Here is a 14758-nt window from a genome sequence, read left to right as displayed (position 1 = left end):
GCTATAACAGACTGATTACCTAAAACATTTTTTATACAAATAAAAAGGACCAGCATTATGCTGATCCTTTTAGGTGAAAAATAAGTGCTAAATGATCAATCGTCTTTCACATTTTTATAGGCATAGGCGTAGTTATAGCCATAACTTGTACCTGCCGTACGTTGAATATCGTTTAAGATAATCCCTGTTACTTTAACGCCCGCTTGTTCAAAGCGGTTGGCTACCAACTCAAGTTCTTTAATTTGGGTTTTACCATAACGGGCAATCACAAGGTTAACACCTGCATATTGGGAAATGATAATACCATCGGTAACTGCCAAAATAGGTGGCGTATCGACAATGATATGGTCAAATTGGGTAGATAGCTGTTCCAATAAGTTTTTAAAGCGTTCAGTACTGAGTAACTCAGATGGATTTGCGGGACTCTTACCACGAGTAATCACTGATAAATTCTCAACTTCTGTGGTTTTGAGAATGTTCTCGAGTGGATCTTGACCATTGAGGTATTCAGCAAGCCCTGCTTGGTTATCTTGATGGAAATACTTATGTAAATAGCCACGACGTAAGTCCGCATCAATCAACAATACACGCTTATTACTTTGTGCCAAAATAACCGCAAGGTTGGTTGATACAAATGATTTACCAAGTTCTGGTGCAGGACCTGAAATCATAATAATGTTATTACGCGCATTATTGAGGGCGAAATGAATTGCAGTACGCATACTACGTAAGCTTTCAATCGCAATATCATCACTATTTTTAACGGCAAGAATAGGAATGTGCTTCTTCTTCTTGATAATGTTAATACGACTTTCTTGCATAGGCGAACGTGGCACCGTGGCATAGACAGGAAGATCGAGTTCAGTTTCAATTTGACCAGAATCTTTAATACCCGTACGTAGCATATTTCGCATTAATGCGACTAATACACCTATAAACCCACCGACAAAAATCGATAACAACAGGACCAACAATTTTTTAGGCTTAATTGGCTCAATCGGCAAGACTGCTGTATCAACAATACGGACATTACCAATTTCACCCGCTTTGGCAATACGTAACTGTTGATAAGAGTTCAATAGTGTAGTGTAGAGCTGTTGTTTAACTTCAACTTCACGATATAACTGTAAATAACGACGTTGCAGGTCGGGTAATTGTTTCAGCGTTGCATTCAGCTCTTTAATTTTAGTGTTAATGGCTGCCAGTTGAGCACCGATTTGTTGCATGGCTGGGTGTTCAGCAGTGTATTTTTCTGAAAGTTCAGCCTGCTTTTGTTCCAGTTCAATTTTTTGAGTTTCAAGACTAATACTTTGAGTGAGATAAAGTTCAGATTCTTTCGTAACATCAACAGTGTTGTACTGTTCACGGAATTTGTTGAATTCACGTTCAGCCACATCGAGTTGTTGTTTTAACTCTGGTAATTGTTCATCGAGGAACTTTAAGGTTTGTGCTGTTTCGGCAGAACGACGTTCAATATTCTGTTTGCTATAGGCAACTAAAATAGAGTTCAGAACTTTGGTAATGTGCTCTTTATCTGCCCCTTGATAATTAAGTCCAAGTACGCCAGTAAGTTTGCCTTTTTCTGCGACCGAGTAGTTTTCAAGAATACTATCTACTGCTGCAGGTAAAGACATCTTGTGCACAGTATAACTTGAATTCAATGAATCACGGCTAAAAATGCCAATATTCCAAGTACCAACAGAAGAGCGACTTTGGTTGACTTGGTTTAATGTCCCTTTAAAAACCACTTCATCCGTCTTTTGATCGGTCAGGGTAAATTGCTTATCCTCAAAACTTAAAAGCAGCGGTTTATCGAGGTATTCAGCTGGGACATCAAACTTTCGAACTTGAAATGATTGTTCATTATTGTGAAAAGTTACAGCCTGTGGCAGATACTCAGTTTGAAAACTATCTTGATTCAGTAAACGATGAAAGGTCGTATCATCTGTTGATGAAATACTAAAATCTAAATGCAGTTGTTGAATAACTTGCCCTAAAACCAAACGCGATCTCAGAATTTCAATTTCAGCTTGGGCAGGGGACTTCTGGTCGACCATTGACGATAAGTCACCCAATAAAGCTGCGGTACCCGCACCTTTGCTATCTTCAACCTGTATGAGTGCATCAACCGCATAGATATCTTGAGTTGTTCTTAAATAGAGTAATGCACACACCAAACTTAAGATGGTACATAATGCAATCAGTTTCCATTGAGCAATTAACGAAAAGAACAGCTCTTTTAAATCAATTGTGTCTTCTGTATTGGTATTTTGGCTCATAATTTTGCTATCAATGGGTTAAATATGTTTCTTCCAGTCATTTATACAGTTTTGTATAAGCTGACAGGTATCATCAAAAACGGCTTGTTCATGTTGGTAAGGGTCAGGGACATTCTTACCTTGCCAGTGTCCTAATCGGAAGGTTTTTCCTTTGGAAAAAGGCCATGTCTGCTCAATATGTTTTTGCTGATTTTGACTCATGACTAAAATTAAGTCGGATTTTTTTATTAGGTCGGCATTTAATTTTTTTGCGATATGTGTCTGCATATCAATGCCATGTCTTTGCATACATAAAATGGCTTTATCATCAGCATTATGACCAATTAAACCAGAGATTCCAGCTGATTCAACATGAAGTTGAGGAAATTCCTGCTTTAAAAAATATTCAGCCATCGGGCTACGACAAATATTTCCAATACAGACTACGAGAATATTTTGAATATGCATTATTGCCCCAAACGGTCGATATTATATAAAGCATTTGAGAAAGGTAGAATTTGGGTCACAATACGTTGCCAACGAGCTAAACCAGTAGAATCTACATAAACAATGTCATTACGGCGCATTTTAAACTGATTGGCTAAACCGAAATCACCCAAACTGAGTAAATTCATATGGTACAGCTCAGTTTGTTGCGTTTGTGCATCGCTACGTAACACATAAATCCGACTGGCACTGGCGGTATTTGGATTTAATCCGAGGCTTTCACCTAAGACATCGCTTAAGGTCATGCCCTGATCACGCATCAATAAGGATTGATTTTTACCAGATTCACCCATCACATAAATTTTCTGATTTTCTTTTGAATTTACATAAAGTGTATCGTTGGGTTGAATTAAAAGATTGTGCAGTGAATAACCGGCTTTCTCTAAATCAATACTATTTAATTGAAAGGTGCGACCCTGACGAACCAAAGTAATGGAGGTGTTATCACCGAATTGTGTGTTAACGCCACCTGCTAAGCCAAGTGCTGTATAGACACTCACAGGTTGATCGCTCAGGAAGAATTGTCCACCTTTCATGACATTGCCTTGCACAGAATAACGCTGCCCTTGGTAAGACAGTACACGTGCAATCACGTCAGGGGTTTTTAAATAGCGTGAAAGTTGACTACGTAGTTCCTGATTGACTTGGGCGAGTGATTTCCCTGCAGCTTTGTAACGGCCAATAATCGGAAATTGAATATAGCCTGTTTGATCAATTTGGAAGCCGTTGGCTTGAATTGATTGATCATTATTAACCGCTGTATTAATTGGTGGCGTAATTTCAGGATAAGCCCATAAATAGATAGACAGAATGTCGCCAGGACTAAGTTTGTAGTTAAGTTGAGAATGGCGAAATAAACTTGAAATATCTTGTATATCAGTATTTTGGTTTTGCTGTAAATGACGCAAAGTGTTTTGGTTTAACTGGATAACATTTACAGAACTTCCAAGTTCGGTTTGATAGATTCCTTGTTCAGGTAAATCATATGTCTGTAGGCCGGGCGCTAAAGCACAACCGACAGTGCTGAGTGTGAACCCCAAAAGGCCAATATATTGTAGAAATTTCACTCTGAACCCTATTATAAAAATAATTCAATCTTTGGATGAGATTGAGTGTATCTATTCAAAATTTAGCTAACTATAACAAATTGTATAATTTATTTATACGCATTTACGTTAAGACAAAATGTATTTCTGTTATATTAGCCAAAAGCCAATTAAATGGCTTTTAATTTATTCCAAAGTCAATGAACACGGGCATCAAGGCAAACACATGTTGCAGAATTCAGAGTTAAAAATAGCCATTATTGGTCTGGGGTATGTGGGGTTGCCATTGGCGGTAGAGTTTGGGAAAAAAGTCCCTGTTGTGGGATTCGATATTCATCAAAAACGAATTGATGAATTAAAAAGTATGCAAGATCATACACTAGAAGTTACTCCTGATGAACTATTGGCTGCAACGCAATTAAGCTATTCCGCAGAATTAAAAGATTTAAAACACTGCAATTTTTTTATTGTGACTGTTCCAACGCCAATTGATGATTTTAAACAACCTGATTTAACACCATTAATTAAAGCATCCGAAAGCATCGGTAAAGTATTAAAAAAAGGCGATATCGTTGTTTATGAATCAACCGTTTATCCTGGTGCAACAGAAGAAGTTTGTATTCCTGTATTAGAGCAAGTATCGGGACTTAAATTTAATCAAGACTTTTTTGCGGGTTATAGCCCAGAGCGCATTAATCCTGGTGACAAGTTACACCGTGTGACTAATATTTTGAAAATTACTTCAGGCTCTACACCTGAAACTGCTGACTATGTCGATCAGGTTTATAATTTAATTGTTGAGGCAGGTACACATAAAGCCCCCAGCATTAAAGTGGCTGAAGCTGCAAAAGTCATTGAAAATACCCAACGTGATGTGAATATTGCGTTAATCAATGAGTTGGCACTTATTTTTAATAAATTAGATATTGATACAGAAGATGTTCTTAAGGCTGCTGGAACCAAATGGAACTTTTTACCCTTCCGCCCAGGTTTAGTCGGAGGGCACTGTATTGGGGTTGATCCGTATTATTTAACGCATAAAGCTCAATCGATAGGATTACACCCGGAAATTATTTTAGCCGCACGTCGATTGAATGATCGCATGGGTGAATATGTAGCGACACAACTCATTAAAGAAATGGTGAAGAAGCGTATTCAGGTTGTCGGTTCAAAAATCTTAGTGATGGGTTTGAGTTTTAAAGAAAATTGTCCAGATATTCGAAACAGTAAAATCATCGATATGGTTAATGCACTCAAAGATTATGACTTGGATTTGGATATTTATGACCCTTGGGTTGATCCAGAAGAGGTGAAACAAGAATATGGTTTGGCCCCTGTTAAAAATTTAGAATCAGGGCAATATGACGCCATTATTCTTGCAGTTGCACATGATCAATTTAAGGCAATGACCTCACAAGAAATGCATGCATTGGGTAGACAGAATCATGTCTTATATGACTTGAAATATATATTAGACAAAGAAGAATCTAATATTCGGTTATAATTAACGAAATTTTATATTTAGCTTAAAAAAGTTCGAGGAAATAATGCTACAAGGCTCTACAATATTAGTAACAGGCGGCACAGGTTCTTTTGGGAATACATTTATTCCAATGACGCTAGAAAAATATAATCCTAAAAAAATAATCATTTTTTCTCGTGATGAAATGAAACAATGGGAAATGGCGAAAAAATTTAAAGATGATAAACGTGTACGTTTCTTTATTGGTGATGTAAGAGATAAAGAGCGTTTATATCGTGCTTTAGATGGTGTGGATTACGTTGTTCACGCGGCTGCAACAAAAATTGTACCGACTGCTGAATATAATCCTTTTGAATGCATTAAAACAAACATCAATGGTGCAATGAATTTAATTGATGCATGTATTGATAAAAAAGTAAAAGGTGTAGTTGCACTATCAACAGACAAGGCTAGTAGCCCAATTAATTTATATGGTGCAACAAAACTTGCATCTGACAAATTATTTGTTGCTGGTAATGCCTATTCTGGCGAGCACGGTACGAAATTCTCCGTTGTTCGCTACGGTAACGTAATGGGTTCTCGTGGTTCAGTTATTCCTTTCTTCATGTCAATTAAAGATAAAGGTATTTTACCAATTACAGATGATCGTATGACCCGTTTCATGATTTCTTTGGAACAAGGTGTGGAATTGGTTTGGCACGCATTTGAAGATATGGTCGGTGGAGAGATTTATGTGAAAAAAATCCCTTCAATGAAAGTTACCGATTTAGCAACAGTTGTAGCACCAGAAGCTAAACAAGAAGTAGTAGGTATTCGTCCAGGTGAAAAGTTGCATGAGCAAATGATTAGTGTTGAAGATGCTTACTATACTTACGAGTATCCAGAACATTATAAAATTTTACCTGTAATCAATGATTGGGCGGAAACTCAAGAACGTATTAAAGATGGTACAAAAGTGCCAGAAGGCTTCCATTATTCAAGTGATAACAATGCTGAGTGGATGAGCGCTGAAGACTTACAAGCTTGGTTAGTAAAAAATGCAGAGAAAGTAGGTAATATTTAATATGTTTATTCCTTATGGTAGACAAAATATAAATCAGGCTGATGTTGATGCGGTTGTTCAGGTTCTTCAATCTGATTTTTTGACACAAGGACCACAAGTTCCTCTGTTTGAAAAATCGGTCGCAGAATTGGTAGGTGCGGAGTATGCCTTTGCCATGAATAGTGCGACTTCAGCTTTGCATGTAGCTTGTTTGGCATTGGGATTAAAGAAAGGAGATGTCCTTTGGACATCTCCCATCACTTTTGTAGCATCAGCAAACTGTGCATTGTACTGTGAAGCGGATGTTGATTTTGTAGATATTGATCCAGATACCTACAACCTTTCAGTCAATGCTTTAAAAGCTAAACTAGAATTTGCAAAACAAAATAATAAATTACCAAAAATTGTGGTGCCAGTACATTTGTGTGGGCAGTCCTGTGATATGGAAAAAATTTATGCTCTTTCACAAGAGTATGGATTTAGCATTATTGAAGATGCATCTCATGCAATTGGTGGGAAGTATAAAGACCATTATATCGGCTCCAATCAGTATTCTGATATTACAATTTTTAGTTTCCATCCAGTCAAAATTATTACAACGGCTGAAGGTGGAATGGCGCTTACCAATAATGAAGAGCTTGCAAAGAAAATTGATTTGTTACGTAGTCATGGAGTAACCAGAAACCCAGAATTTATGACTAAACCGTCTGAAGGTCCTTGGTATTACCAACAGGTTGAATTGGGTTATAACTATCGTATGACTGAATTGCAAGCGGCCTTAGGAGTTACACAATTGACGCGTTTAGAAACTTTTGTTGCTAAACGACACGAGATTGCTAAAAAATATAATGAGTTATTAAAAGATTTACCTTTAATCACACCATATCAATTGCCAGAAACTTATTCGGGATTACATTTATATGTGATTCGCTTAAAACTGAATGAATTGAGTAAAAGTCGTAAAGAGGTTTTTGAAGCATTACGAGAAAAAGGAATTGGAGTGAACGTGCATTACATTCCTGTACATACTCAACCTTATTATCAGCAATTTGGCTTTAAACAAGGTGATTTCCCTGAAGCGGAAGCTTACTATGAAGCTGCGATTAGTTTACCAATGTTCCCTGATTTAACAGTTGAGCAACTTCAGTACATTTACCAAACCTTAAAAGAGGTTTTGGTCTAAGAATGCGATTGGCTGTGATTCCAGCACGAGGCGGAAGCAAAAGGATTCCTCGTAAAAATATAAAAGATTTCTTTGGCAAACCTATGATTGCATGGTCTATAGATGCTGCTCTGAAAAGTGAATGCTTTGATGAAATATGGGTATCTACTGATGATGCAGAAATTGCAGAAATTGCTTTGAAGTATGGGGCAAAAGTTCCTTTCATGCGTCCAGCTGATTTATCAGATGACTATGCAACCACCGCAGATGTGATGCAGCATGCGACTCAGAAATTTGAAAACTTAACAGGTCGGCGTCCAGAACATGTTTGCTGTCTTTACGCGACAGCTCCTTTTGTTCAAGTTAATGATTTAAGAAAGGGATTGCAGTTACTTAAGAATGATTCGATTGATTATGCATTTAGTGCTACAACATTTCCGTTTCCAATTCAAAGAGCAATAAAGCTGAATAAAGAAGGGACTGTTGAAATGTTTAATCCTGAAAACTTTAATATTCGATCTCAAGACTTAGAGGAAGCTTGGCATGATGCAGGGCAGTTTTACTGGGGTACAGCACAGGCATGGTTGGATAAATTTCCAGTTTTCTCAAGCAATTCTCGAATTGTAGAGCTTCCTAGGACACACGTGCAGGATATTGATACTTTAGAAGATTGGCAATTGGCAGAGCTGTTATTTGGGGCCTTGAAGTTATGGTAATGCGGATAGGCTTTAGAGTTGATGCTGCTGAACATATTGGAACTGGTCACTTGCATCGGTGTTTAACTTTGGCTTATTACTTAAAGGCTAAAGGGCATGAATGTATTTTCTATTGTAGAGATTATGGACAAGGTTTTTATTACTTAGTATTGGATGCAGGTTTCCAACTAGAAATTTTGGGTCAAACAAAAATTGGCAGTTTGCCAAAATCTGAAAAAGACTGGTTGGGAGTAACTGTAGTACAAGACAGTCAAGAGTTTATCGAAAAATTAAAAGAGAATACAATAGATATCTGTATTGTAGATCATTATGCATTAGATATTCGGTGGGAACGAATTATTCGTAAATATGTTCCAAAGCTGATCGTTATAGATGATTTAGCCCGTAAACATGAATGTGACATCTTATTGGATCAGAATTTTTTTCCGAACTATAAACAACGCTATGACTTTATTACCCCCTCAACAACTATCAAACTGTTGGGGCCAGAGTACTGTCTTCTTAAAAAAGAATTTAGTTACTTTAGATCGTCGAAAAATAAAGAAAAAATTAATAGTAATAGGATTTTGATTAATTTTGGTGGTGTAGGAAACTTTGTACTTTTACAAAAAGTTATCACTGTTATTAAACATGTAGATAAGTATGATTATATTTTAATTACGGGAATGTTAGAGAAAGATCGATTTCAGTATCTGGAAAGTTTGGTTGCCAATAAGGCGAATATCAGAATTATGCAGTCGTCAACAAAGATGGCTGAATTAATGAACAGTGCAAGTTTTGCGATAGGTGCTTGCGGTTCAACGGTTTGGGAGCGTTTTTGTTTAGGGCTAAATGCCGCTCTGGTACAAGTCGCAGATAACCAACGTGTCTTATTAGGATATTTGGCTGAGGAAGATTTGATTGATAATTTAGGTGATTGGAATGACTTATCTGAAAATCAATTATTCAATTTTTTAAATAAATTAGACATCACTAGTACTTATTACCACCAAAGAAGAATCAAAATAATGGAACTTGTTGATGGTCTTGGTGCTGTGAGAACATGTGAAAAAATCTTGGAGTTAAGTAATGTTTAAAGGAATAATAAGACCTGTTCAATTGACAGATGCAGAAATGATTTTAACGTGGCGTAATCAAGATTCTGTCCGTATGAATATGTATAACCATGATGTTATTGAGTTGGATGCTCATCTGAAATGGTTTAATTCTATTTTAGTCAATGATTCTTGCCGCTATTTTATTTACGAACAAAATAATACGCCACTCGGCGTACTTTCTTTTAATGATATAGATTTAAAAAATAAGAAAGCATCTTGGGCTTTTTACTCTGGGGATACCACTGTAAGAGGTATTGGATCTGAGATGGAGCAACTAGCGTTAGATTACGCTTTTAATGAATTAAACTTAAACAAATTATGTTGTGAAGTTTTAGAATTCAATTTTGCTGTTGTTAATTTTCACCGTAAATTTGGCTTTAAATTAGAGGGTGTTAAGAAACAGGATTACCATAGAGATGGTAAATTCTATGATGTTTATCAATTGGCTTTGTTCAAAAAAGATTATCAAAAAATACAGGCACAAGCTTATAGTCCGATAGAAAAAAGCTATGTGTGGAATTTTTCAATTTCAGAAGAGAAAATTGATCAATTTGCCACTTTATCTGGTGATAAAAATCCAGTTCATTTAGATAAGAATGTTGCGATTTCATTAGGCTTTGAAAATAGGATTGCACATGGTGCTTTGCTTGTTGCTGAGATATCAAAAATTGCCGCTATGGATTACCCAAGCAGAAATGCAATTTATCTTGGACAGAACCTTGAATTTAAAGCCCCAATTTATCCAAATGTAGAGCTTACAGGAAAGGCAAAGTTAAAAACACAAATAGGTCGCTACGTTATTATTGAGTTTGCTCTTTATCAGGATGATAAGCTTGTTGCTCAAGGCGAATCTGAGTTTTTGTTAAGCTAATGTCCATAATATAGGTAAAAGAAATGCAAATAAATCAGAGAAATATTGGTATTCAGTATCCACCTTATGTGATAGCTGAGCTTTCTGCAAACCATAATGGGCATTTGGAAACCGCACTTAAAATTATTGAAGAAGCCAAGCGTTGTGGTGCAGATGCGGTCAAGTTACAAACTTATAGTGCTGATACCATTACGTTGAATAGCCAAAATGAAGAATTTATGATTCGTGGCGGTCTATGGGATGGTCAATCGCTCTATGAGTTGTATGAGAAAGCGCAAATGCCATGGGAATGGCATAAACCACTTTTTGAATATGCCCGTACTTTAGATATCACAATTTTTAGTTCGCCATTTGATCGTACTGCTGTTGATTTATTAGAGGATTTAAATGCACCTGCATATAAAATTGCTTCCTTTGAGGCGGTCGATTTACCTTTAATAAAATATGTAGCTGCTACAGGCAAACCTATGATTATTTCTACAGGTATGGCGAATAAAGAAGAAATAGCGGAAGCAGTTCAGGCTGCTTATGATGGTGGTTGTAAGGAATTAGTCATTTTACATTGTGTGAGTGGCTATCCCGCTCCAGCTGAAGATTATAATTTGTTAACTTTAGCGGATATGGCATCATCATTTAATGTCCCTGTTGGTCTGTCTGATCATACACTGGACAATACTACTGCGATTGCAGCTGTAGCATTGGGTGCATGTGTAATTGAAAAACATTTCACATTAGATAGAAGCGGTGGAGGACCTGATGATAGTTTCTCGCTTGAGCCTAAAGAGTTACAACATTTATGTCAGTCTGCTAAAACAGCATGGCAGGCCATGGGGCGTGTAGATTACGGTAGAAAATCAAGTGAGCAAGGAAATGCTCAATTTAGGCGTTCGCTGTATTTTGTGAAAGATATGAAGGCAGGCGATGTTATTGATGAGTCGTGTATTCGTAGCGTCCGCCCAGGATTTGGTTTAGCACCTAAGTTTTATGATGAAATAATTGGAAAAAAAGTAGTGCAGGAAATTTATTCAAATACACCTGTTAAGCTTGATATTATTAAATAAGCATGCGTGTTATTAAAGATAGTTTAATATATCTAATAGGGGAGCTTTTCGCTAAAAGTCTCCCTTTTCTCATGTTGCCATACCTGACAAGGAAGTTAGGGCCAGAAGGCTTTGGTGAGCTTTCATACTATTTGACAATGTTATCTCTCTTTGGAATTTTTGTTGGCTTAAGTCAAGATGGTGCAATAACCCGTTATTTCTATTTTTATGGAAACAGAGCATTAAATACTGTAGTTAAGGCTGGCTATCTCTTTAATATTTTAGTTTCGGGTTTACTTCTTGTTGGTTGTTGGTGGTTCCACTCAGAAATTATGGCGTATATCGTATTGGCCACAATGTTTCAGTCCTTTGTAAGTGTGCAATTGGCATTAAGACAATGTCAGAAACAACCATTAAAATATATTACGATTCAAATTATTCTATCTCTAACGAATGTTATATTTACAGTTGCTGCATTAGAGTATTTCAGTGATGATTTAGTTGTCTACCGAATTTTAGCAATAGTTCTGGCTAATGTAACGACATTCATTATTGCGAGTCTTGTACTTGGTAACTTATTTAAAAATGAATATAAGTTAACTTGGAGCAGGTTACGTTTAGGTTTCTTATATATAGTTTCATTTGGGCTTCCATTAGTTCTTCATCAATCAAGCTTTTTTATTAAGGGGCAGTTAGATCGTATCCTCATATATCAACAATATTCAAAAACAGAATTAGGTGTGTATTCTGCAGGTATACAAGTTGCGGCAGTATTACCTATTGTGCTGATGGCATTAAATAAGGCTATTGTCCCTTACTATTACCAAGGGCTAAAAGATAATAGATTAACGATTGAAAAAATTAAAAAATATGCATTGCTCTCGATGCCAATAGGTTTATTACCTGCTGGTATAGCATGGCTATTTCCTGAAAATTTCTATCTTTGGTTTTTGGGTGGGAATTACATTGGAGCAAAGTACTATGTAGTAATGTATTTGCTTGGATTTGGTATGAACATAACCTACCTTACGATGGTTAATTATTATTTCTACTATGCAAGGAATAAGCTCATATCAACATTAAGTGCAATATCCTCTTGTATTTATTTAATATTGCTTTGGATTTTATGCTCAATAAATATTTCTTATATCCCTTTTGCATTGATTTTAAGTAATTTAGTGCTAGTTTTTGGTTTGTGGTGGAGTGTAAAGTATGTTAAGGGATAAGGCGTTATTTATATGTATGACACCACTTCAAATACTGATAGCAAAAAGTATTATTTCTGATAAAAAAATTGAAAACTGTAGTTTCCTAATTTTTTATTATAATGATAATAGTAAATATAAATATTATATTGATTTATTAGAAAGGAATGGTTTCGATTATGATTTCTATGAAATAAAATCAAAAACTAAAGCAGGAAGACTGCTTGAATTATTTAAGATTAAAAATTTTATAAATAAAAGTAAGAATAGAAAATTTGAAGATATATATGTGTCCAGTATTAATAATGCATTAATACATACTGCATTGCAGGAATTGAATTTTTATCGGATCTTTACATTTGATGATGGATTGGCAAATTTATATAAAGATAGTGGCTATTATATTGATAAAGAAGCAAAGATCCAGAAATTTATTAAAAGAATATTGGGTGTTAGTTGGTCTTTAAAATTAATTAAAAGTAGTAGCCAAATGCATTATTCTATCTATAGAGATAAGGATAACATTATTGATGAGGTAACTTATATAAATTTACAAACCTCATCTAATATATTGGATTATAAGGGTAAAAAAGACGTTTTAAAGATATATATAGGTCAACCACTGTATGAGGTTGATGAGTGCTTTACACAGGAATTTTTAATAAAAGTGTTGAGTGAAATTGGTGTGGATTATTATTTTCCACATCCTCGAGAGAGCTTAAATGGTAATTTTAATTACATAGAATCAAATTTGATTTTAGAAGATTATTATGTCGAAATTTCTAGAAATTATGAAGTACATTTCTATACATTTTTTAGTACAGCAATTATAAATATTGGAATGATGGATGAAAACTTAAAGTCTTATGTTTTATTTAATGATTATTTAATGAAAAAATATAAGAGCGTGTATCATGTTTTTGATTTTAAATCTTATATAGATTTTGTAAATATTGGTGAAATTAATGAATAGGTTTTTTTGTATTTATTTTAACTTTCATTGTTAATTTCATATTCATTGGAGTATTGTATTTTTTCAACTAAGTAATGCGATATATGTAATTAGTTTTTTATCATTAATTTTGTTAATATGGTGTTTATATAAGCACAATCCAAACTTTATATATGTGTGTGCTTATGCTTTGTTGGCAATGGTATCAATGTTGTTTATTAGTATCTTGCTGGAAAATGGAGTTTTTCTTGATTGAAATAGGTCAAGTATCTTATTCTATTGATTTACCAGTAAAAGCTACGATTCAATTATCATCATTTTTATTGCGAGCATTCCTATTATTTAGTTTCTTGAGTAGGAGCTTGTTAAGAGCAATAAATTTAAATGAATCATTGAATCAAATAATAATCTGGTCATGTAGATCCCTTGTTATTATTATTTCTATACCATATTTAATAGCGATTAAATATGGTACACCAGTAAGTCATGAGCTTCATAGAAATGATTGCTGGACATTTGTTGCTCCATCATGGGGGAGAATTAGTATACTTCTTGATTCAGTTTAATTTTATTTTTGGTTTAAATTATTCAAAAATAAAATCGAAAATTGATGTGATTTTATATGGAACTGTGATTTTAACAATTATTCTTATAGGAGAGCGTTTTACAGGGATTCTTTACTCCTTCTTCTTTTTCTTTATGCCAATATTAGTAAATAACAAAAAATAAATATTAAAATTAGTGCATTTAAAAAACAGTTTTTTTAATATGTGCATTATTTATACTTGGGATTACTGTGTTGAAAAGTTTCTCAGCAATTGATCAAAATACAAACCCTGTTGATAATGTAGTTATGCGTGCAGCATTACAACCACAAATGTGGTGGGCTTTAGATGAGCAATCTGGAGCTTATCCAAGAGATTTAGGAACATTTTTTGATAGATATTATGGTTTCTTTGTGAGTGACAGGGTTTCGGGTGCTTATTACTTAATGGATCAAGTAACGAGTAAGTCATTAGTAGATGCAAGATATGAAACCAAAAGTAAGTTTACGATGTCTGGTTTTTTTAATAATGTATATTTTTTTGGATATTTTTTAGGTGCATTAATAAATTTTTTATGGGGCTTATTTTTTGGACTTTTATGTTATTTCTTGCTATTGGGAATACAGTGTAGAAATATATTAGATCTCTTTCATAACTCATTTTTCATTCAATTCTAAGTTGTAAATTCCAGCAATTAAATTGAATCTTAAACCGAGCCTTTTCCCTCTATTTCGATAGCGCTCTGAAAGTATTTTGAAGGTCTTGAGTACACCAAATACATGTTCAATTCCTATTCTTCTTTTATTGATTTCACGGTTGTGTTGTTTTAATACA

At 34.9% G+C, this 14758-nt stretch carries 15 protein-coding genes; 11 read left to right on the top strand and 4 right to left on the bottom strand.

Translation table 11 applies throughout. The features are described 5' to 3' along the window. Positions 1 to 95 precede the first annotated feature (95 nt). Genes E0H82_RS15300 through E0H82_RS15290 form a run of 3 tightly spaced genes read right to left on the bottom strand, consistent with a single transcriptional unit; the run spans position 96 to position 3832 of the window. A complete protein-coding gene (locus tag E0H82_RS15300) occupies positions 96 to 2279 on the bottom strand; it encodes a polysaccharide biosynthesis tyrosine autokinase (protein WP_131265581.1) in 2184 nt (727 codons plus the stop codon). A gap of 18 nt (positions 2280 to 2297) precedes the next feature. Beyond that, positions 2298 to 2726: a low molecular weight protein-tyrosine-phosphatase gene (locus E0H82_RS15295; RefSeq protein ID WP_131265580.1), complete on the bottom strand. Its 429-nt coding sequence runs from the start codon at positions 2724 to 2726 to the stop codon at positions 2298 to 2300. Beyond that, positions 2726 to 3832, bottom strand: coding sequence for a polysaccharide biosynthesis/export family protein (locus tag E0H82_RS15290; RefSeq protein WP_131265579.1), 1107 nt, complete (start codon positions 3830 to 3832; stop codon positions 2726 to 2728). Before E0H82_RS15290 ends, E0H82_RS15295 begins: the two co-directional genes overlap by 1 nt. A gap of 205 nt (positions 3833 to 4037) precedes the next feature. On the opposite strand from E0H82_RS15290, the gene tviB reads away from it, so the two are divergent. From tviB to E0H82_RS15235, 11 genes are all read left to right on the top strand, one after another. After that, positions 4038 to 5315, top strand: coding sequence for a Vi polysaccharide biosynthesis UDP-N-acetylglucosamine C-6 dehydrogenase TviB (gene tviB, locus E0H82_RS15285; RefSeq protein WP_131265578.1), 1278 nt, complete (start codon positions 4038 to 4040; stop codon positions 5313 to 5315). A gap of 43 nt (positions 5316 to 5358) precedes the next feature. Continuing rightward, the gene (gene pseB / locus E0H82_RS15280; RefSeq protein ID WP_016165680.1) at positions 5359 to 6357 is read left to right on the top strand and encodes a UDP-N-acetylglucosamine 4,6-dehydratase (inverting); all 999 of its coding nucleotides are present in this window, start codon (positions 5359 to 5361) and stop codon (positions 6355 to 6357) included. 1 nt (position 6358) lies between these two features. Then, positions 6359 to 7519 (top strand): UDP-4-amino-4,6-dideoxy-N-acetyl-beta-L-altrosamine transaminase, encoded by a 1161-nt coding sequence (pseC, locus tag E0H82_RS15275; RefSeq protein WP_131265577.1) that lies wholly within the window; start codon positions 6359 to 6361, stop codon positions 7517 to 7519. A gap of 2 nt (positions 7520 to 7521) precedes the next feature. Beyond that, positions 7522 to 8214 carry a pseudaminic acid cytidylyltransferase gene (gene pseF / locus E0H82_RS15270; RefSeq protein WP_131265576.1) on the top strand — a complete coding sequence of 231 codons (693 nt, stop codon included), beginning with the start codon at positions 7522 to 7524 and terminating at the stop codon, positions 8212 to 8214. Beyond that, on the top strand, positions 8214 to 9290 hold the full coding sequence (gene pseG / locus E0H82_RS15265; protein ID WP_228258674.1) for a UDP-2,4-diacetamido-2,4,6-trideoxy-beta-L-altropyranose hydrolase: 1077 nt from the start codon (positions 8214 to 8216) through the stop codon (positions 9288 to 9290). The genes pseF and pseG overlap by 1 nt, the downstream gene beginning before the upstream one ends. Next, positions 9283 to 10182: a UDP-4-amino-4,6-dideoxy-N-acetyl-beta-L-altrosamine N-acetyltransferase gene (gene pseH / locus E0H82_RS15260; protein WP_131265574.1), complete on the top strand. Its 900-nt coding sequence runs from the start codon at positions 9283 to 9285 to the stop codon at positions 10180 to 10182. The genes pseG and pseH overlap by 8 nt, the downstream gene beginning before the upstream one ends. Positions 10183 to 10205: 23 nt before the next feature. Then, positions 10206 to 11243, top strand: a complete 1038-nt coding sequence (gene pseI, locus E0H82_RS15255; RefSeq protein WP_131265573.1) for a pseudaminic acid synthase — start codon at positions 10206 to 10208, stop codon at positions 11241 to 11243. Between the two features lie 2 nt (positions 11244 to 11245). Next, complete coding sequence (locus tag E0H82_RS15250; RefSeq protein WP_131265572.1) at positions 11246 to 12448, top strand: oligosaccharide flippase family protein; 1203 nt, start codon at positions 11246 to 11248, stop codon at positions 12446 to 12448. Further along, on the top strand, positions 12435 to 13400 hold the full coding sequence (locus E0H82_RS15245) for a glycosyltransferase family 52 (protein ID WP_131265571.1): 966 nt from the start codon (positions 12435 to 12437) through the stop codon (positions 13398 to 13400). The genes E0H82_RS15250 and E0H82_RS15245 overlap by 14 nt, the downstream gene beginning before the upstream one ends. A 465-nt stretch (positions 13401 to 13865) precedes the next feature. Next, entirely contained in the window at positions 13866 to 14108 is a 243-nt protein-coding gene (locus E0H82_RS15240; RefSeq protein WP_131265570.1) for a hypothetical protein, read from the top strand. A gap of 67 nt (positions 14109 to 14175) precedes the next feature. Then, the gene (locus E0H82_RS15235; RefSeq protein ID WP_131265569.1) at positions 14176 to 14601 is read left to right on the top strand and encodes a DUF6418 domain-containing protein; all 426 of its coding nucleotides are present in this window, start codon (positions 14176 to 14178) and stop codon (positions 14599 to 14601) included. On the opposite strand, the gene E0H82_RS15230 is transcribed toward E0H82_RS15235, so the two are convergent. After that, a partial coding sequence (locus E0H82_RS15230; RefSeq protein ID WP_165492968.1) for a transposase occupies positions 14581 to 14758 on the bottom strand: 178 nt, incomplete at its 5' end. The two genes, E0H82_RS15235 and E0H82_RS15230, sit on opposite strands and share 21 nt — an antisense overlap.

Origin of the sequence: Acinetobacter sp. ANC 4910 (genome assembly GCF_004331035.1) — a bacterium.
GTDB lineage: Bacteria > Pseudomonadota > Gammaproteobacteria > Pseudomonadales > Moraxellaceae > Acinetobacter.
The sequence above is the reverse complement of the archived record's forward strand: the minus strand, read 5'-3'. Positions and strand labels throughout refer to the sequence as shown.